Source organism: Rhodovulum marinum (assembly GCF_004343075.1).
GTDB classification, from domain to species: Bacteria; Pseudomonadota; Alphaproteobacteria; order Rhodobacterales; family Rhodobacteraceae; genus Rhodovulum; species Rhodovulum marinum.
Map to the genome: position 1 here is coordinate 17,651 of NZ_SLXP01000017.1, position 19,523 is coordinate 37,173.

Annotated in this window: 18 protein-coding genes; 5 read left to right on the forward strand and 13 right to left on the reverse strand. The window is 61.6% G+C overall.

Annotated features, from left to right (window positions below; all coding sequences use genetic code 11):
- Positions 1–378: 378 nt before the first annotated feature.
- Both EV662_RS17660 and EV662_RS17665 read left to right on the forward strand, forming a co-directional pair.
- Complete coding sequence (locus tag EV662_RS17660) at positions 379–1,290, forward strand: ArdC family protein (protein ID WP_132465627.1); 912 nt, start codon at positions 379–381, stop codon at positions 1,288–1,290.
- Between the two features lie 428 nt (positions 1,291–1,718).
- Complete coding sequence (locus tag EV662_RS17665) at positions 1,719–3,080, forward strand: hypothetical protein (RefSeq protein WP_207903646.1); 1,362 nt, start codon at positions 1,719–1,721, stop codon at positions 3,078–3,080.
- 56 nt (positions 3,081–3,136) lie between these two features.
- Here EV662_RS17665 and EV662_RS17670 read toward each other — a convergent pair whose 3' ends face one another.
- Positions 3,137–3,412 (reverse strand): hypothetical protein, encoded by a 276-nt coding sequence (locus EV662_RS17670; protein WP_132465633.1) that lies wholly within the window; start codon positions 3,410–3,412, stop codon positions 3,137–3,139.
- Positions 3,413–3,805: 393 nt separating this feature from the next.
- Here EV662_RS17670 and EV662_RS17675 point away from each other — a divergent pair, with 393 nt between their 5' ends.
- The 3 genes from EV662_RS17675 to EV662_RS17685 all read left to right on the forward strand — a co-directional run bounded on the left by EV662_RS17675 (position 3,806) and on the right by EV662_RS17685 (position 5,319).
- Positions 3,806–4,045, forward strand: a complete 240-nt coding sequence (locus EV662_RS17675) for a hypothetical protein (RefSeq protein ID WP_132465636.1) — start codon at positions 3,806–3,808, stop codon at positions 4,043–4,045.
- A complete protein-coding gene (locus tag EV662_RS17680; RefSeq protein WP_132465639.1) occupies positions 4,042–4,326 on the forward strand; it encodes a hypothetical protein in 285 nt (94 codons plus the stop codon). Before EV662_RS17675 ends, EV662_RS17680 begins: the two co-directional genes overlap by 4 nt.
- Before the next feature lie 99 nt (positions 4,327–4,425).
- Positions 4,426–5,319: a tail fiber domain-containing protein gene (locus EV662_RS17685; RefSeq protein ID WP_132465642.1), complete on the forward strand. Its 894-nt coding sequence runs from the start codon at positions 4,426–4,428 to the stop codon at positions 5,317–5,319.
- 8 nt (positions 5,320–5,327) lie between these two features.
- On the opposite strand, the gene EV662_RS17690 is transcribed toward EV662_RS17685, so the two are convergent.
- The 12 genes from EV662_RS17690 to EV662_RS17750 form a co-directional block, all read right to left on the reverse strand.
- Positions 5,328–5,750 (reverse strand): hypothetical protein, encoded by a 423-nt coding sequence (locus EV662_RS17690; RefSeq protein WP_132465645.1) that lies wholly within the window; start codon positions 5,748–5,750, stop codon positions 5,328–5,330.
- Entirely contained in the window at positions 5,734–6,042 is a 309-nt protein-coding gene (locus EV662_RS17695; RefSeq protein ID WP_132465648.1) for a hypothetical protein, read from the reverse strand. Before EV662_RS17695 ends, EV662_RS17690 begins: the two co-directional genes overlap by 17 nt.
- A gap of 25 nt (positions 6,043–6,067) precedes the next feature.
- Complete coding sequence (locus EV662_RS17700) at positions 6,068–6,349, reverse strand: hypothetical protein (RefSeq protein WP_132465651.1); 282 nt, start codon at positions 6,347–6,349, stop codon at positions 6,068–6,070.
- Positions 6,307–8,232, reverse strand: coding sequence for a type IV secretory system conjugative DNA transfer family protein (locus EV662_RS17705; RefSeq protein ID WP_132465654.1), 1,926 nt, complete (start codon positions 8,230–8,232; stop codon positions 6,307–6,309). The genes EV662_RS17700 and EV662_RS17705 overlap by 43 nt, the downstream gene beginning before the upstream one ends.
- A gap of 19 nt (positions 8,233–8,251) precedes the next feature.
- Positions 8,252–9,568 carry a relaxase/mobilization nuclease domain-containing protein gene (locus EV662_RS17710; protein WP_132465656.1) on the reverse strand — a complete coding sequence of 439 codons (1,317 nt, stop codon included), beginning with the start codon at positions 9,566–9,568 and terminating at the stop codon, positions 8,252–8,254.
- The gene (locus EV662_RS17715) at positions 9,565–10,035 is read right to left on the reverse strand and encodes a MobC family plasmid mobilization relaxosome protein (protein WP_132465658.1); all 471 of its coding nucleotides are present in this window, start codon (positions 10,033–10,035) and stop codon (positions 9,565–9,567) included. Before EV662_RS17715 ends, EV662_RS17710 begins: the two co-directional genes overlap by 4 nt.
- A gap of 63 nt (positions 10,036–10,098) precedes the next feature.
- On the reverse strand, positions 10,099–11,901 hold the full coding sequence (locus EV662_RS17720; RefSeq protein WP_243695891.1) for a recombinase family protein: 1,803 nt from the start codon (positions 11,899–11,901) through the stop codon (positions 10,099–10,101).
- A 499-nt stretch (positions 11,902–12,400) separates the two neighbouring features.
- Complete coding sequence (locus EV662_RS17725) at positions 12,401–14,503, reverse strand: AAA family ATPase (RefSeq protein ID WP_132465660.1); 2,103 nt, start codon at positions 14,501–14,503, stop codon at positions 12,401–12,403.
- Positions 14,504–14,618: 115 nt separating this feature from the next.
- Positions 14,619–15,638 (reverse strand): hypothetical protein, encoded by a 1,020-nt coding sequence (locus tag EV662_RS17730; RefSeq protein ID WP_243695892.1) that lies wholly within the window; start codon positions 15,636–15,638, stop codon positions 14,619–14,621.
- 174 nt (positions 15,639–15,812) lie between these two features.
- Complete coding sequence (locus EV662_RS17735) at positions 15,813–16,337, reverse strand: hypothetical protein (RefSeq protein WP_132465662.1); 525 nt, start codon at positions 16,335–16,337, stop codon at positions 15,813–15,815.
- Positions 16,338–16,788: 451 nt separating this feature from the next.
- Positions 16,789–19,017 carry an ankyrin repeat domain-containing protein gene (locus EV662_RS17745; RefSeq protein WP_132465666.1) on the reverse strand — a complete coding sequence of 743 codons (2,229 nt, stop codon included), beginning with the start codon at positions 19,015–19,017 and terminating at the stop codon, positions 16,789–16,791.
- Positions 19,007–19,225 (reverse strand): hypothetical protein, encoded by a 219-nt coding sequence (locus EV662_RS17750; protein ID WP_132465669.1) that lies wholly within the window; start codon positions 19,223–19,225, stop codon positions 19,007–19,009. Before EV662_RS17750 ends, EV662_RS17745 begins: the two co-directional genes overlap by 11 nt.
- Positions 19,226–19,523: the final 298 nt, after the last annotated feature.

Consider the following 19,523-nt stretch of genomic DNA (forward strand, 5'->3'; position numbering starts at 1 on the left):
ACACGATTACTCTCAAGCGAGGTCATGGCGCACCGCTTCGCGGCCGGGCTGTCGTGAACCGAGCCCGCCCGTGGCGGTCTCGGCCTAGTGGCTTCCATCCCTTGCGCGTTTCAGAACACGGCCAGCCCGTTCGGGCTGAAGGCTGAGTGCATTTGTATGGGGTCTGCGACCCCCCAGACCATCAAGACCAAGCCCTTCGCATAGGCTGCGGGCGTGCCCGGCGGTATCCCCGACCTTCCTCCCTTCGTTTCTCTCCGGTCGTGCAGGCCGGGTGATCCCCCTCCGCCGGGCACGGTCTTGACGGCCATCCCCCCGCTCATTGGCGCGGGCCTAGTCCGGTTGCATGCGCAACCGGCTTTCAAAGAAAGGAAAAAGCCAATGAAACAAGACGTTTATCAGAAAGTGACCGACAAGATTGTGGCCGATCTTGAGAAAGGCGAACTGACTTGGCTCAAGCCATGGTCAGCGGGCAACACAGATGGCCGCATCATCAAACCCCTGCGGCACAACGGAGTGCCCTATAACGGTATCAATATCCTAATGCTGTGGGGCGCAGCCATGGAAGGCGGCTATCTCTCCCCTTACTGGATGACCTACAAGCAGGCCAAGGAGATGGGGGCGCATGTCCGAAAAGGCGAGCGTGGCAATCTGGTCGTCTATGCCAACACCATCACCAAGACCGAGGAACAGGACGACGGCAGCGAGGAAGAGCGCAGCATCCCTTTCATGAAGGGCTATAGCGTGTTCAATGTCGAGCAGATCGAGGGCTTGCCCGAGCATTACTATGTGAAGCCCGAGCCCGTCATTGACCCCGCCGAGCGGAACGAGCGCGCAGATGCGTTCTTTGCCGCAACAGGCGCAGACATTCGCCATGGCGGGAATTCTGCCCATTATGCAGGCGGCAGCGATCATGTGCAGATGCCCGTTTTCGAGAGCTTCCACAGCCCCGAGGCCTATTATGCGACCTTGGCGCATGAGCTGACCCACTGGACGAAGCACGAAACCCGCCTTGCCCGTGACTTTGGCCGGAAACGCTGGGGCGACGAAGGCTATGCCCGCGAGGAACTGGTTGCCGAGCTGGGCGCGGCGTTCCTCTGTGCTGACCTTGCCTTGACCCCTGAGCCGGGCGAAGACCATGCCGCCTATATCCAGCACTGGCTGAAGGTCTTGAAGGACGACAAGCGGGCGATCTTCTCCGCAGCCGCACACGCCCAGCGTGCCGCCGATTATCTGCACGGGCTGCAACCCGTCATCGACAAGGACGACAGCAAGCAAGGGGTTGCCGCGTAAGCGGCAGCCTTTTTCTCTGGTCAGGAAAATTTGCGTCCGCCTCCGGCGGACGCACCTCCCTTCGGATAATAGAAACCAGGGAGGCCATTCGCTCATTGGACACATTGACTGGACATGCGCGGCGGATAAACGTTGCTTGCGGAGGCGTAGAACATTGTTTTGTATAGCAAAATCTTTCGCGCCACTTCATATGAAAAAGACTCGCCGCACTACAGAGAAGATTTTATAAATAGAGCAGTGTGACTTCATGAAAACTGTGCTAATTATGTAACATGGCACAAGATGTTCACACACTCCTTAAGTCCATCGGGCCGAGCTTAACATCTGACCTTATTGCGGAAATGGTGAAAGCTGGCGCGAGTGAGTCGGCCGCGCGCAAACGGGTCCAAAGAGAGCAAGAGAGCTTCGATGTGCAAAGGCTTGCGGGCTTGCGCTTCGAAAAAAACGCCCGCTTCATGTATCTGGTGGACCAATATGGTACTTCGAAGTTCTGGCAACGATTTGATGACGCATGTCGTCGTGCGGGCAAGTCCTACTGGTCAACCATCGCGCTGCTGAAAGCTCGTGGAGGAGTTATCGCGCAAGACTTTTTTCCTATCGTTGCCGGAACGCCCCAAGCTCGCCAGAGGCAACTATCGCCCGACCGAATTTTTGAGCGACTTCGTGCAATTAATGTCTTGGAAACCGTTGAGGACGATGGGCGCTCATATGTGCGGTTTCATCCTCTTTCCTACCCTCGTCAGAGTTTGGCAATGGTTCGAGCGGAGGAGATCGCAGAGAATATAGCATTACAAGGCATAAAGGATTGGGCTCGGCGCATTGGATTTGGTAGCTATGGGAAATTCGTGGTGCGAGGGGACAACGCACCGTCAATAGTGTCAGGAATTCAATGGAGCATGACTGCACCGAGCTATATGAGGCCGTTGGTATCTTTCGATGGTGGAGCTGCTAAACCAGGATTCTTTGTGTGTGATATTAACCTTCACGACGTGATCGGAGAGGAGGAAGCGCTCGCTTTTGTTAGAAAATGCGATCTTGCTGCGGCGCCCAAGAAAGTAGCGCCAATCATGCCAATGTTGGTGGCGCATGTTTTTTCTGCGGAAGCATTAAGTGTTTTGAGGTCAAAAGGTATTCTTGCCGTTACCCTGCAGAATCTCTTCGGAGAAGAACTGTCGGACGCATTAAGGGAGCTTGTTGTTATGTTGACCGACCTTGGCGCGCGCGCCGCAGCAAATCCAGAACATATTCGTAAGGTGATGAATACACTTACGAAAATTGAGGGTGGCGCGGAAAATCTTCGAGGTGCGCTTTTTGAGCTAGTGGTTGGAAGTCTTGTGAAGGATGTTGAGGGAGGCTATTTGGTAACTGGCGAGCGCCGAACTGATTTACACACAGGCCGTAAGGCAGAGATTGATGTCCGTCTAGACCGAGGGGAAGACAAAGGTGTCCTCGTAATTGAATGCAAGGCAAAAAAACCGGGTGCACGGGTGAGTGAGAGTGACGTAAAGAGGTGGTATGAAGACCGCGTTCCACTTATTTATTCCATGCTAACGACCGGTCGAGATGGCGATTTGGGTGCATATCGCTTTGAGCTTTGGACAAACGGATACTTTACTGACTCTGCAAAGGCTTGGTTCAAGAGGCAGAAACCTGCATTCGACGGTTATTCTCTTGGGCTCAGAGATGGTACTGGACTGAAGGCATATGCACAGAGTGCAAGAAATCCTTCGTTGCGAGACACTCTCAATGAGCACTATTTTAGGAGTCCCGTAATGAAAGTCATAGCATAGAGCTTTTCGGACGCTGTGCTTCAGGGACGGTAAACGCCGCCGTGGAGCATGCCCCGTCAGAGCGACGGGGCGGGGGCAGCGCGGCGGCGATTGCGCACGCGCGTTATGTTTTCGAGGGATGCCAGGATATTGCGGCGCTCGGGCGTGCCGGTGGACGTGGCCATCAGCAGGCGTTCAAGCGCGGCGTAAAGCTCATCCAGTTGGTCGTCGGTAAGCTGCTCCAGCTCGTATATGGTGAAGAATGCGATCATCGTGATCCTCCTGTTCTTGTCGTTGTCGAGCCCGAACCATTCGGGGCTTCGTTGAACAGGACGACCGGCCTCATCGTGCATGAGAGGGACACCTTCGGGCGCAACCTATGTGGAGCAGGCCTGCCCTTGTCCCGCCCCCTTAGGCCGCATGTGCCAGACCTGAATTTCTCAGAAGCCCCCTGAATGCGTGATCGGCAATACCGTCGAGAACAGGACAGGGAACGCAGGGTCAGCGGATTCCGCCATGTGTTGCGGGAGCCAGAGCTTGCCATCGTCCTTGGATGGGTTTTGCCCGTACATCGCCTGAATTCCTGACCGAACGCGGTCGCCCGTCAATATCCTGCCCGCACCACCTCTGCCGCCTGCGGCTCGAAGCCTTGGCGAAGAGCCGTGTTGGACATGACAGCCGCCCTTCTCCGTCCGGTCTTGCGGAATGGCATGAACGAGCCAACCCCAAACCAAAGGAGAAGCAAAATGGCTGATACCCGCAACAAACAACAAAAAACCTCGCCCAAAGCGCCCGACTTCCTCGCGTGGCACGTCACGCAAAAGGGCGACAAATCCTACTGGAACAAGGTCGGTGCGGCCTGGGCGCACAAGGACAGCGCGGGCTACACCATCCAGCTCGAAGTCGTCCCCATCAATGGCCGCATCGTCCTGCGCCAGCCCATCGAAGACCCGAGAGAGCCCGCAACAGACCAGGAGGGGGCATGAGCGCCCCCTTCACCATCCGGATCGTGTGGCGCGGCATCGCCATTCGGGTGGATTATCATGCCTGCCGCTGGAACGGCCCGTGTGACCATGTCGAAATCACCTCCGACAATCGCGTGCCGCTGCCCGTCACCGAAACCGGCTATCGCTCGCACTTTCTGCCTGCCGGGGTCGTGACGCCCGACACGCTCGAAGCACAGGTCACCGCATGGCTAGACGAAGAAGCCGCCAAGACGGAATGGCAGCACTACCAAGAGGCCTCGCGCCAGATGACGCTCTTTTAGAGCGTCATCTCAAATCCGCAGGTTTAAACAAAAATCCGTAGAAAATTAATAACATGACTGTATAATGTAATAATTATTGCGAATTTATTGGAGGTCGAAATGAGAGGGATGAGAATATTTTTATTTGGGTGTTTACTGTATAGCGTTACGCTTTGCGGAGGGGTAATTGCGCAAGAAACCGCACCTGGTGATGCCTGCGCCGCCGGTGAAACCGACTATATTCGTCAAGTGGGAGGGCCGGAGACGAGTGGCGTTGTCCATATCATGCGTTGCGATGGAGCAAATTGGCAGCAGGCTTTGACTATCAATTCCGATGGGGAAATAGGTATCGGAACGGATACCCCCGGCGACCATCTCCATATTAATGGCACCTCACATACGGACTTAAGGATACAGTCGGAAGCGTTAGCGCATGTACGAATCTTTATGATAAATTCAGGCCGCACATGGCAAATTGACAATCGTAACAATCAAACCTTTAATATTCGTGATAATAGTACGGCGGACGCAATCAAAGACCGACTAACTATTAACGCATCCGGCAATGTTGGAATTGGCGCAACTAATCCGCAAGCAAGACTCGATGTCGCGGGTGACATCTACTATACTGGAATTATACGCGATGTTTCCGACCGACGCGAAAAGGAGAGTATTCGCCCGCTCAAAGGCTCTCTTGAAAAGATACGGCAACTTGAGGGTGTGTCCTTTGTCATGAAGAATGATGAAGAGAAGCGCCGTGAACTTGGCTTGATTGCCCAGGATGTTAGCGCGATCTTCCCTGATCTGGTGGATGCTACATCCGATGGGCGGCTTGGTCTCAACTATACCGGCTTCATTGCGCCGCTCATTGAGAGCGTTAAAGAACTTGACGCGCAAAACGACGACCTGAAGGCTGAAAATGCTGAACTCCGTCGCATGGTTCATGAATTGACTGCCCGCATGGATGTGATCGAGGGCAAGCGACGTCCGCCGCTCACTCCCTATAATCAGTAAGCGGTCGCTTACCCCTTCTTCTCGTGAAACTCGTCCGCCCAGCCTTCATAGCCCATCGGCGGCATATCGTGGGGCGTGGTTAGCCCGTTGCGAAAGCGGTCGCACTCGTTCTCCCAAAGCCAAAACCAGAGGATATGCGCAATGGTGTAGTCGTCGCGTTTCAACTCGTCGGCCTCGATGACCCAATCGGCAATACGGATATCCGTGTTGGCCTCAAGGAAATCGGCGTAAGCCCAAGTCGATGCAGGCAGGAATATCAATTCTTCGACGCCAGAGGCGTTCGGATAGGAACGCGCTTCGGGCTCGTAATAAGGATGGTTTGGGGTCTTGTGGCGCAGCGCGTGCATGTAATCTTTGTGATCCATGCCCACAGGATAACAAAGAAGCGCCTTGCGGCGATTCAGGAAGATAGTCCTAGAAATCGTGGCCATGCCCCTTGTCGAGTGCCTTGGCGGCTATCGGCTTGAACAGCCCTTTGAGCTTGCCGCCTTCGCCCAGCGTAAAACGAGGCTTCTCACTTGTGGTCTGGCTTTTCGACGGCAGATTGCGCCTGATACCGGCCATGCCGGGCGGGGCAAGGTTTGGCGCCGGTTTTCGTACCCAGGACGGCGGCGGCATATCATGCGAGCCATTGTCCTTGTCCCTCAGCGGTGTGTTCTTGTGGGGAGGCAGGGATGACCCTGCCTCCAGGTTGAACGGGTTCTTCGGGGTCTTCTCGGACATGGGGGGAATCCCCTCCTCTGATGGCCTAGAACGGGATTTCGCCATCGGGATTGTCGAAATCCGGCGGCGGATTCATAAAGAGCGCCTCATAGGCAAACTCGTCGAGCAAGGTCTGGAGGATACCCGCGACCGCCACGGCATAGTCGGCGTAGAGGTCGCGGCTTTCGGTGATCCAATACCAGATCGACTCGACATTGGCGTCCGTCAGCGGCATGCCCGCCAGCTTCGCCGCCTTCATGAAATCCTCGGGTGAAAGCAACAGCGTCACTTCGGCGCCGAGAAGCCGGTTGCAAACGTGGTGTTCCACGGCAAATCCTCCGTTTCGAATTGCGGCATGACGGTGGGTTTCCAGGGCGTGCTGAGCGACGAGGTTTCGGCCTTGGCGCGGAGATCGACGCCCATGGCCTTGAGGTCCGGGTTTTCGAACCACGGCGCGCGGTGCGCGATGATCGGGTTGGCGTTTTCGATGAAGAGCAGTTGCTTGCGTTCATGCAGCCGCATCAGCTCGTCGGGATAGGCCAGCTTGCGCTTGGCCGCCGCCCGCGTGTCGGTCTCGGTGGTCGAGTCCGAACTGCTCAGGCCACTGCCGCCCGAGCTTGTGCCGACCGTCCGCGCAATTGCCGAGCTGAAGTTCCAGACGGTGGTCTCGCCGCAGAGCGCGGAGAAATACTCCGCCGTCGTGCGATCCGTGCTCCCGAAATACTGCACTACCCCCGAATTGCCGATGAAGGTTTCCCAGCCGTCGCCATAGACGCGCTTGAGCTGGCTGAGGTCTTGCACAATGCCCCAGAGCTGCATCCCGAAACCCGCCATCAGCCCATAGGCCTGTTCGACCATGGTCAGGTGGCCAAGCGCAGGCAATTCGTCGAGCAGGAACAGGATCGGCTTGTCGGGCTGCACCTCGATATTGCGGGCATTGACGGTGATGGCTTGCTGCACCAGCAGGCGCAGCCACCGCCCGAACGCATGCAGCCGGTCGGCAGGCAGGCACAGATAGATCGTGACCTTGCCCGTTTTCAGCTCCTCGAAGCTGAAGTCGGATGCCGAGAGGTTTTCGCGCAGACGGGCGCTATCGAGGAAATGGGTTTCCGCCTGTGCCGAGGCCATGACGTTGGACAGCAGCTTTTCATCCCGTTGCAGGAAGCGCGCGCCGGTGCTGGCCACGACATGGTGCGGGCTTTCCAGCATCCGCTCGAAGAGCATCTTCAGATTATCGCCATCGAGCAGCAGCAGATCGCGAACGCGCGGCAGGTGCCGTTGCCCGGCTTCGCGCTCGTCCGTCGCGACATAGAGGATCACGCCCTGCAACAACCCCTTGGCTTCTTCCGCCCAGAACCGGTCACCGTGGCTGCCCTGCATGATCAGCGCATCGGCCAGCAGCATGGCGTTTTCAGTGATGTCCACATCGCCCGCTTGCAGCATATCCAGCGGATTGATGCGCGCGGCCTCGAACTCAAGATCACCGACGATGTTCCAGGGATCGACGGTCAGGACCTTTTGCCCCATATCGCGGCGGGCTTTGGCCGTGATCTTCGCGTTTTCGCCTTTCGGGTCGATGACGAGCGCCGAACCTTTATACTTCAGCAAGTTGGGGATAATCTGCGTTACACCTTTGCCCGAGCGTGTCGGGGCAACTGTCAGCAGATGCCGGTCGCCCTTATAAGCAATGACCTCCTCCTCTGCGCCGTTGAAGAACGTGCCGAGCCGCAGCCCGTCCTTACCGAACACGCCGCGTTCCGTGAGTTCTTCGGCATCCGCCCATTTTGCAGAGCCGAAGGTGGACGGGACTTCGCCGAGTGCCTTGACCGCCGTGCCGAGCCAATAGCCGAGGGCTGCGAAAAACCCGATGGCCGAGAGCAGCGTGGTCAGGCTCCATCCCAGCGATCCGTTGTTGAAAACGGCGATGGCACCGCCCACCGCAAGCGCGACCAAGGCAGCGACCTTGCGGAACTGCCGGGCTTTCGGGCTCAGAAACCAGCCAATCCCGAAGCCCAGGGCGGCCGACGTGCCCATCGTCGCGATCCGCACCATCATCAGATAGAGGCTCAGGTCGCGACTGCCGTATCCATATCCATAGCCATAGCTGCTATTGCCGAAGAGCGATTGCGCGACCGCTTCCCCGGCGGCAAGGACGGTCGTCCCCGCCAACACGGCGAGCGTTATGCGCCGTTTGAGTTTGAACCGTTTCATGTTCGTTGTTCTCCTGTTGCTAGAGCTCAAATCGCGGGCCACGATCACGGCGCCGCGTACGGTGAGGCGTCGCCTCGCGCTGCCGGTCACGCGGTGACCGGTCAGCGTCCGTCTCGGGGCTGCGCTCGGAGGTGCGCAGATATCGGGTGATGTCGCGGGCAAGCAGTCGGCGATTAGCGACATGCTTCCGGCGCAGGGCGTCGATCTGCTTTTGCAGCTCTTGCCGGTCTTTCATCTGGGCAAAGGCCAGCCGGTCGCGTTGCTCGCGGTCGCGCTTGGCGCAGGCAAGCGCATGCGCCTCGTTCTCCTGACGGATGACGCGCGCCTTGCCGGTAACCTTGTCGAGCAGGCCTTTCAGCCCTTTGCGATAGCGCTCAGATCGTTCCTGCGCTTCCACTTGCCAGCGGTCTTGCTGTCGGTCTTTGAGGGTCTGGCGCTCCGTGCGGTGCGCTTTGACCATCTCGGCTTTCGCCTGCATGTGCGGAGCGAGATCGCGCTCATGCCTGGCATTCACCTCCTGGATGAAGGCCTTCAGCTTGGTGGTGAGGCGGGACCGGATGGCCGCCCTGGCCTCATTTACCGAGGGCAGGCCATCCGCCGCGCCGAACCGGGCGCGTACCTCTTTGGTCTTCACCCCGATCCATTTCGGGAGGGCGAAAACCTCGCCCTCGATATTGAGAGCGACGAACCCGCGCCGGTCGCCCCTGGCGATGAAATAGCCCCGTTCGGCGAGGGCATTGCCCATCGCCGCCAGCGAATCCGACTGCGCCCATGCATCGCGGAACGCGTCCTTGATTTCGCGCGGGTCGAGCTTCAGGCGGCGTGCCTGCTGCCATTCATCGAGGGTGAAATTGAGGGGGCTCTTGCCGCCAAGCGTCTTCAGCCCCTCGGGTAGTCGCCAGCCGAAATCGAGATAGAGCTCTTTCGAGAGCGCCGTCAGCCTGTTCTTGAAATGCGGCAGATTGATCGCCGTCATGGTCTCGGCGTCGATCCGCGACCAGACGACATGGGCGTGCCGCCGCCCTTCTTTCTCGTGGATGACAATCGCCCGGGGTTGTCCGTCGAGGCCGAGCGCTTTCTCCGCCCGATCAGCCGCGTTCAGGAAATCCGCTTCGCTCGCCACCGCCTCTTTTGGCGGATTGAGGCTCAGCGAAAACATGAACTGCTTGCACTGCGTCGCCTTCGAGATCGCCTGCGCTTCCCGAAGGGCGCCGGTCAGGTCTTCGGCAACGAAGCCCCGAAGCTCCAGCAGTTCGACATGGTCGTTGTCCCGCTCATTAAGCAGATGGGCGGAGAGCTGCGTTGCGCCCGCGCGCTGAGAGCCCTTGAGGATCATAGCGTGAACCTCGATTTGGGCGGGGGCGTGGTCTTGGCGGTCGCGGCGCGGGCGAAACTCTGCGACGTGGACTCGGGCGGACGCGGCTTGTCGCTGTCCTGAAGGCCAAGCGCGCGCATCAGCAGGACGCGCATGGCATGCACGTCTTCGCAGGCGCGCCTGATATCGGCCTTCGTCTCGTCGTCGAAATAGAGCGTGCCGGTATTGGCCGACTTGGCGAGTTGGTTGAGGTTGTTGCCGATCCGGCTCGCCCCAAGCGCGGCCAGCACCTCCGCCAGCAGCTTCTCGTCAGCCTCAGCCGCCTGACGGCGCTTGCGGTACTTCGGCGCGTCGGCCGCGAACACCAGCGACTTGATATACGACGCCAGCGGCATGCCACCGGCTTGCTGTTTCAGCTTGGCTTTCTCTTCGAAGCTCAGCCGTAGTGAGAACGGGGCTTCTCGTTTTCCAAATGGTCGGTCGGTCATGGTCTGCTCTCCAGCCCACGACTGACCGACTATTCAGATCGAGATGTTCGCCGCCCGAAAGGCTCAGGCGGTTTGCGATCTCAGATGAACATCGGTGATGTCGTAGGCGTTGAAGAGCAGGTCAAATCCCTGTTTCTTCGCAGAAACCTTGGCTTCTGAGCCCTCAGGTAGGTTCAGATGGTTGCGAACCCCCGCAACCAACGAATCCGACACCCCGCCCGTAAAACGGCGGGGTTTGGCATTCCCGTCCCGCGAAAACGCAAGAATAGACCCAAGATCCCCGAAAAGCTCGATCGCGTGACCGTCTTCCGCGTCCGGATCCGGGATCAGCCGGATCTCAGAAACAAGACCACGCAGCAGATCCGCTGCCTCCGCCCGCGCCTCAGGGTCGTTCAGAGCCTTGGTCAGGTCCATGACCTTCCGGGAATAAATATCCGACAAGCGGGGATGCAGCGTAACAGGCTCGGTCTCCGGCAGCGCTGCCAGCTTCTCTTCAAGCTCCGCACGTTCCGCCTCCAGCGCGTCCATCTTCGCCTTCATGCTCGGGTGGAACATGCCTTGGGTGATGGCGCTCACGATCGCATCGATCTCGGTCAAGACCTGCCCGTGACGCCGTTTTTGCGCTTCGCGGGTCGCCTGCGTCGCACGTCGCTCCCGCCGCATCTCTTTCCGGAATGCCTCGACAAACTCTCGGACCAGGTCTGGATGCATCAACTCATGCTTGAGCCCTTCCAGCACGCGCCGTTCTACCGCTGTCCGGGAAATCAGCGCCCGGTTTGCGCAGGTTCCCCTGTTCCGGGCCCCCGAACAGCCATACTTCTTTCCGTTCATCAGCGTATATGCGGCCCCGCAGTCTCCGCACTTCAGCAATCCGGAAAAGAGGTAGGTTGGCCGTCGCGCCGCGCCGAAAGCATTCCGCGGCTGGTTCGAGGTCTTCATCGTCTTGCGGATGGCGCTCTGTCGCTCCTTGACCCTGTCCCAGAGGCCGTCATCGATGATCCGAAGATGCGGCACCTCCTCGATGATCCAAGCTTCCGGTGGGTTCAATCGTGCCTGCCGCTTGCCGGTCTCGGGATCCTTGATGAAATTCTGGCGGTTCCAGACCAGCTTGCCGACATAAAGATCGTTATTCAGGATACCGGTTCCGCGCTTCCAGTTCCCGGAAATCGTCGAGAAGGACCACGTGCCCGCCCCCTTGCCGCCCGAGCGGGGCGGGGCGATCCCGTCCCTGTTCAACCCGACCGCGATGGTCCGTGGGCTCTTGCCCTGGTCATATTCCCTGAAAATCCGCCGAACGATCTCGGCCTCCGTCTCATCGATCACGCGGTCTCCGGTCGTGAAGCTCCCGTCGGGCAGCGGCTGCCGGTTCAGGCGATATCCGTAGCTGATCCCGCCAGCCGATTTGCCCGCTTTCACCCTGCCCTCCAAGCCTCGGTGGGTCTTCTGCGCAAGCTGGCGCAGGAACAGCGCGGACATTGTTCCCCCCAGCCCGATGTGCAGCTCGGAAATCTCGCCTTCCGCCTTCGTGAAGATGGCGACCCCGTTGAAGCGCATCCGCTTGTGCAGGCCCGCGATATGTTCCTGGTCCCGGCTCAGCCGGTCCAGCGCCTCCGCCACCAGTACATCGAATTGCCCTTTCCGTGCCGCTTCCTGCATCTGCTGGAATTGTGGGCGCAGGTGCGTGGCCCCGCTGATAGCCATATCGTCGAAAACCTCGACCACCTCCCATCCCCGCTCCTCGCAGAGCCGACGGCAGGTCCGGACCTGGTCGGCAATCGAGGCTGGCGATTGCAAGTCCGTCGAATAGCGCGCGTAGATCGCAGCGCGCATGCGAGGAACAGTTCCAATGACGTCAGTCTTCATCATGCTCTGAAGGTCCTTCATGCATGTGCGGGATCGGGGTCTCGTTCTCCGTCAGTACGTCGTCACGGGCCTCCCGAGCGGCTTGCTGTGCGAGCAGCCGGGCCATTCCAACGAGTGCAGGATGTCGGTTCTCATTCCGAGCCGCAACTTCGATATGCTTAGCCATTGCCCGCCTCCCCATGATGTGCCTGCGTGAGAAAACGGCCTTTGCGGGAAAACTGCCCAACGTTCGAAACGAAATTCCACATCGTCTTTCTCTTCTGCCTGCGCATCCTCTGCGGAAAGCCAGGGACGCCGATCTTCTTTTTGGGGCGCGTGATCCGCGCTCCGGCATGCAGGCTAAAAAGGATGTTTCGCACGCGATGCAAAGGGCGAGAGGCAAAAATAAAACTGTGGATTGTGCAGCCTATTCAGGGTGTTGAGCCCTTGTTTCCTTCCGGCAATGTCACTACCGCGCGCGAGTCAATTCCCGGACGCACCCATATTGCGCGGCCGGGCGGCCTTATGCGGACCGGTCCGAGGGTCTCCCCGAAAGGAATGGCCCCGTCTCCTCCGCCCCTACCGCCACATTGTCGCTGTCCCGAGACGACTGTCGCCCCGGCAACAAGGCCGTGAGCGCTGCGCCGGCCACCTCCCGCTCCTGCTCGAGTACCTCGGCGATACGCAGGAGGTCGGCGATGTGGGCGTCCAGCAGGGCGGTGGCCCGGGCCTCGGCCGCGCGGAGATGGCGGTTCAGGCGGGCGCGCAGGGCACGGTCGAGGGCGAGGCTCTCCAGATCGCGCGGCAGGGGCTGCCAGGCCGGGCCCATGCGTCCCATGCCCCATTGCAGCTCGATCCGGGCGGCCAGCTGCGTGGCCTGGGCTAGGTCGCTGTCCGGCCCCTCCCCGGCGCCGCTGGAGGGGGTGCCCAGCACCAGCTGTTCGGCCGCACGGCCGGCGAGGTGAAGGGCCAGCATGTCCTCGGCGCTGGCGCAGGTATGGAAGATCGGCTCGGGCGCAAGCACGGCGCCGCCCCGGGGCGAGACCTGCACCGAGCGTGCGGCCGGCAGGTCCAGCAGATGGGTCACCAGCAGGTGACCGGCCTCGTGCAGGGCGATGCGGCGCAGAACGCCCTTCGGGGTCGGCGGGCGCAGCCGGGCTGCGGCGCCGCGCAGGTCACCCAGGCAGACCGCCCGTTCCGCACTGCGGGCCATTGCCGCAGCCTGGCGGGCCAGGGCCACGAGATCGGCGCCAGTCAGACCGACCAGGTCGCGGGCCTCCGCGGCGAACTGCTCGGGGGGCAGATCGGGCAGATGCGCGGCGAGGATCGCGGCGATGCCGTCCTTGTCCGGCAACCCGATGGGGATCTTGCGGTCGAACCGGCCCGAGCGGACCACCGCCGGGTCGATGCGGTCGGGATGGTTGGTGGCGCCGATCACGATGACGCCCGCGGCCGCGTCGAGCCGGGAGAGCTGTTCCAGCAACCCGTTGACCGCGGAGGCCATGTAGCGCTCGTTGCGATCGCGTCCGCCGCGGCTGTGGAAGCTGTCCATCTCATCGAGGAAGAAGACCGCGGGCGCCGCGGCGATGGCGGCCTCGACATGGCCGTTCAGCGCGGCCAGCATGTCGCCCATATGCCCCTCCTTCTGGCATTCGGAGAAGCTGGTGGCGACCAGCGGCACCTCGAGCGAACCGGCCAGGGCGGCGGCGACCATGGTCTTTCCGGTGCCCGGGGGGCCGTAGAGCAGGAAACTGGATGGCACACGGCCCCAGTCCAGCGCCCCGGCGCGCCATGCGGCCACGTCCCGGACGAGCCCCTCCAGCTCGGTCACCAGGGCGGGCAGGCCCTTCACGTCGGCCAGGGTCGTCCGGGGCGCCGCGTTTGCGTCGTTGGCAACGATCCGGTCCAGCCGGTCCAGCACCGCCTCCGGGGTCGGGGCGGCGAAGGCGATGTCAAGATGCAGGGGCGTAAGGTGCCGCAGGCTGTCGGGGGCGGGCAGTCGATCGGGCCGGTCGGCCCCCCGGTGGGTCAGGGGCAGCAGGGCGGCCAGCATCTCCCGGTCCAGGAGCGGCAGAACCCGCGTGGCCGTCAGCAGGGGGCGCAGCTCCTCGCCCAGGGCGCTTGCATCCGGGGCGATGGCCAGCACGGCGTGGCCTGCGCGCAGGGCGGTGGTGATGCTTTCCCGGAATGCCGCCCGGCTGCGCGCGATGTCGGAGCGCAGGTCCCCGGGGCGGCGCTGCCCGACGATTTTGGCGCCTGCATGGCCCGCGGCCTGCAACGCCTCGCAGGCGGTGCGCGCAAGCTCCAGAAGGTCGGTGGGGACGGTGAGCAGGACCAGCGTTCCGGGCGCTCCCACGGGGGCGTCCTCCAGGGCCCGAGCGATACGCAGGATCAGCGACAGCGTTCCGGTAATGGGTGTCTCCACCCGCCGCCGGTCGCCGGGATCGCGTGCGGGCGGGACCGGAATGGTCCGGGTGTCCGGGAGCCTCGCTTCGGACTGGGCCATGAGATCGTCGGCGGTGGGCAGCGCATCGGCCTTGGTGCCCCGCGCGGCGGCGCGGATCTCGCGGGCGACGCGGGCGCGGGCCGCGGCCAGGCCGGGCAGGGGGGAGGGCGAACTGGACATGGGGCAGCCTCCTGTTCCGGGAACAGAGGAAAAGCGGAAAAAACGGGGGAGTTGCTAGAGGGCAGGGCGGCGCCACCCAGGCCGGACACAGGGGGCCGGCCCGGGGGCACGCCGCTCAGCCCGCGCGGGGGACGTCGGGCGCGGCGATGCCGCGGGCGATCCGGGTCAGCATGCGCTCGATCTCGGGCAACAGCCAGGGCGCGTAGATCTCGGTCACCACGTTGATCTGCCCGGCATAAAGCTTGGGCGGGATCACCGCCTTGGGAAAGCGGTGGCCCAGCTCGGCATGGGCGCGCTTCTCGGCGGCGCAGGCCGCATGGCCGGTGGGCATCGCCAGCAGGCGCAGGAAGGTGACTTGCGCGTCTTCCGGCAGGCCCAGCTGGTGGCGGAAGCGCTTCTCGGGATTGGCGCTGTAGCCGAGCTTGAGCACCGTCCGGCCGGTCCGGGGCAGGGTGATGCGGGCGAGATAGATGGTGGAGGGCTTGGCGGCCCAGCTCTCGCCGCAGACGGCGCAGTCGCACTGGCCCCAAGACATGTTGGCCACGGCAACGCGCTGCTCGTGGCCGCAGGCCTCGTGCCGGTAGAGGCGGTAATTGGAATTGCCCAGCGGGTCGGGACCGAGGCGGGTCCAGCCCTGGCGCCGGGCTTTGTCCTCTTCGCGGGCCTGCAGACAGGTCTCGCAGCGGATCGCCGTCTTGCCCGCGGCGGCTCGCTCGATGATCTCGAACTGTCGGCGCACCTCGTGGCCACATTCCGGAATGCGATAGCGCCCGTAATGGCGGTCTTCGGGGTCGCGGCCGAGATAGACCAGGCCGGCATCCTGCGCCGTGCTCCGGCGCCCGATCTCGGCGCAGCCCGCGCAGGCGGGTTGGGCGGTGCGCAGGGTGAAGACCTTTTGCGCGGTCACCGCGCCGCAGACCCGGCATTCCAGGGCCAGGTGATAGCGGTCGCGCACGCGGGCGAGGATGTTGAAGCCCTTGGCACGGGCGATCTTCTGCCAGTGATCCGGAATGGGGCCGTTATAGGTGACGGCCCAGGTCTCGGCCGGGACATGGCCCGAGCGGCGGGGGACATGGAGGGTGCTGCCGTCAAGCGAAACGGGCTGGAAGGCGGGGGAGGCGGGTGTCTTGCACATGGCAGGATCCTTTTGAACAGGGGGCAGGGGCCAGGCGTGCGGAGCGCGCCCGATGGGGCAGGGCTTGTCCGGACAGGGACCGATCCCGGAAAACCGCGGGACAGACCGGTCCGCTCACCCGGGGCAAACGAGCACCGGATGCGGATGATCAGGTCAGTCCTGGAAAGGGGAGTGTCAGGCGGCCATAACAGCGCCCGCTGGGGGCAGGTCGCCGGGGCCGTCGCCGGTTGCGTCAGGCTCCAGCACCGCGTGGACGGCGGCCAGCACATGGGCCGCGCGGCCCAGGGTGCGGTTCACCATGCCGGCTACCGGATTGGCGCCGGGGCACTTGAAGACGGGCAGCTGCATCTGGACCTGCTCGATCAGCTGGGCGCCGGCGCGGGGCGCCTCCAGCCCGAGGGCCAGCTGGAACATCAGGGCCATCTGCTGCAGCGGGCGATCCTCGTCCCGGGCGAGATGCATCGCCAGCACTGCCTCGGCCGCCGCCCCGGCGGCCTGCCAGGCGCGCTCGGCCGCCTCGGGCCAATGGGCCACCGCGGGATCCCAAGGCTCGACCCCGTCGAGGTCGCGCTCCGCGGACACCGCCGCCTCGGTCAGCGCCAGCAACTCGGTGAACCGCCGCGAGATCGCCGTATGCGCCGCCAGAACGTCAGCGCCTTCATTCCCCGGCGCAGGGGTGGTAAGCACAGTGTCAGCCATGTCGATGTCCTCCTTAAGTGTCATCGGTGTGGTCAGGGCTGAGCAAGAGCTGGTACCTCTTGCTCATGCCCGACAACATGATATCATGATCGCAAGATTGCAAGGGGGAAGTTCTCCGTTGTCCGAAAAAAAGCGTTCGAAAGGCCCTTCGGAGGGCGTACTTGTCCGGATGCCGGAGGAGCTCCTGCAAGCGCTCGATGATCAGAGGCGCCGCGAGGCGGACATTCCGGGAAGGCCCGAGATGATCCGCAGGATTCTTGCGGAGTGGTTCGCGACCAAGGAATGTAGCAAGGCCTGAGGTGACCTGCGCGCCTCGACGTTCCACGGTGGCCAAGCAGAAAGTGTTTCGGCTTTCTAAAGGCCGGATGGTATCTTGGGCCTTGGCCAGAAGGAACAGCCCGTTCGGCCCATTGCGGTCATCCATGGCGGTTGCCCTGGCCGCACTGCAGCTTCACGGAACCGGCCATTCATGCAGGCCGCCGCATGACGTGAAGTCAGAGTGTCGGCAGTGCGAACAAGGCTGACATTGGGCGAAATGGCACCTAGGACTTAGGATATTTTCGCACGATTGGTCGCGAAGCCAGAGTCTGTCCTCGGGACTGACCTGCCGAAGAAGTTCGGAGGCAACCCGCTGATGCCCGAATCGGTTGAGGCGCGAGTATGCATCGGCTCCAAATTCGTCGCGTGACCTGATGTTAGCGCCGTACTCGAGTAGGATCTCGAGGAGCCACGGGTCGCCGAGCTCGGTTGCGTAGAGAAACGGCGTGAGCGGTTCCTGCCCAGGGCGCTGGTTCGGATCAGCACCGACGTCGAGAAGAAGGCGCACGATCCGTCGAGAGCTTGTGACATCCGCGGGCGCGCGCTCAAGGCGGGATGCAAGCAAGATAAGAAGATCCGGCTCGCGATCGATTCTGCGGGCAAGAATCTTTGCCTGCTCCGTGATGAAGGGCGTATTGGGCAGGAGAGGGGCCGGAACGCGTTCGATGTGGCGAGCGATGCATTCCGGGTCGCTGATCCGAGTATGCGATCGCCGGGGATCCTCGAAATATCTCATCGCGACAAGAAGCGGGGTCCGGCCTTGGCGCCCGGCAAGCGTCACGTCCGCGCCCTTGTCGAGCAGGGCCTCGACCCAGTCGGCGCGGCATTGCGCAATCGCTTCGTGCAAGGGGGTGTGTCCCTGCCGGGTTTGTGTGTTAACCGTGTCCAGGGACGTGACCTCGATTAATTGCTCCACGCACTCCGCATTCTTGCCCTGCAAGGCCATGAGCAATGGCGATCCGCCGTTGCGATCCAGCTTGTCCGGATCGGCCCCTGCCTCGAGGAGTGCGCGAACCTTCTCTGACTGGCCGAGATTGGCAAAAAGCCCAAGCTGCGGCGTAGGGGTCCTTCCGTAGCCCTTGACCATGCGGTTCGGGTTATTGCGATCGGCATGACGTCGTTGCCACTCATCAAGATCCAAAAGGTGCGGTTCGAGCGCATCCGGTCTGACTTCGGCGCATGTCTCGGGAAACGGGTGCGGATAATCCCGCGCAAGGGCAAGGTCCGGCGACGGGATGTGGACACCAAGGCCGATCGATTCAGCGACCCGGGTCCACTTATTGAGGCACCTCTTGTCTTGGAGGGCAGCGGCAAGGATGAGCAGATGGTGCAGGCTGATCTTGAACTGCTGAGCGCTGCGGAAAAGAAACCAGGTTGCGGCCGTTTCAAAGGAGGCCAAGGCCTCCTTGTGTCTTCCCGTCTGCGCGAGGTGGCGCCCGCGAAAGACACCAAGCCCTGCCAGCCGCGGCTGACCGACCAGTGCCTCGCCGATGCGCTCCAGGAGAGACTCCACCCGTGTCGTCTCTCCGATCGCCTTGGCGCGCTGGGGATCTGTCAGCATTAGCAATTCATTGGCAGCCGTCTCAAGTTCTGTCTGCAAGAAGCATTCGTCTGAATAGTGGCCGTCGAGAAGTCCCTCGACCTCCTGCATAATCGCATTGGCATCCAGGAGAAGCGTATGCTCGGGGGCATGCTGCCCGGGATCAACAAACGCGAGTTTGCAGTAATTTTCGTAGGCTCGGGCCAGCAAAAGGGCGCGCGCAAACGGACGATTCCAACCTTCCATGAGCCACAGGATGGTTTCGATCCGCATGCCTTTTCCGGGCGTCGTCCAGTCGCGCAGGCGCTTTTCCCAGTTGCCCTCGCTATGGTGCGGCCCCAGTGCCGCCTCGAGTTCACGGGCAAGGTCTACGATCTTGCGGTCTTTCACTTGCGCCTGCCAGAGTAGGCAGGTCGCAATATCGGGGCGGGACAGGATCTCCTTGGACCCGACACGAATCTCTATCAGCGCGATATCGAATAATCCGCGGAAGATCCCACCTGCAACCCGGTCGAAGATCTTCCGAATGGCCGGTGCGGGGATCGCGGCGCAATCGAGGTTCATGCAAAGACGAACGTAGGCCTCCAGGCCAAGTCGAACTTCGCGACGCCAGAAATCGTCATTGCCATTTGCCTTTTTTAAGCGCGCAAGATGGGTGTCTATTAGCTCCATCGCGGCGTCGACGGAAAGCGGATTTTCGTCATTCAGCCGCTGCAGGGATTTCTTCAACGCGTGATTTTGGTCATCGACGTGGGAGAAATTTCGGATGACAAATGCAATGATCTCGGACGGTTGCGGGATTGGAGTCAAATCAACTTTCATGGTCGCGTTCCATTTCGCGGGTCGCGCGCCGGATATCGCTCCGCAGGTTCAGCCAAGCCCGGCGATCGCTTGGTGTGCGCGGAGAAATGATGCGCCTCCCGTTGGCCAGGATGAGCTTTCCATGTCTCTTTCCTGACGCGAGTCGAGCACCATTCCCCAGCTCGGACTTCACCAGGCGATCAATGTCCTTGTCGGTCGAATAGGCCATGGGCGTCTCCAGGGGAAGGGATGGCTGAAACGCCGCCATCCCTGTTGCCGTCACTTCTTCACAGTCGGCTTACCGCCGTGTCTTGCCGCAGCGGCCTGCGCCCGTGCCGGGAAGCTGCCCTTGGGCGTCTGCCCTCCGGTTTTTGGAGCCTGCGTCGACTGGATGCGTGCAGCGGCAGAGCGGGTCATGGGGGTCGATTTCGACATGGTCATCTCCTTTGGTTGCAAGGTCCCGAACAAATGCCATGAGCGATCGCGCGCGTCGTCTCCGAAAGTCGGGACAGCAATTCCGTTTCTTG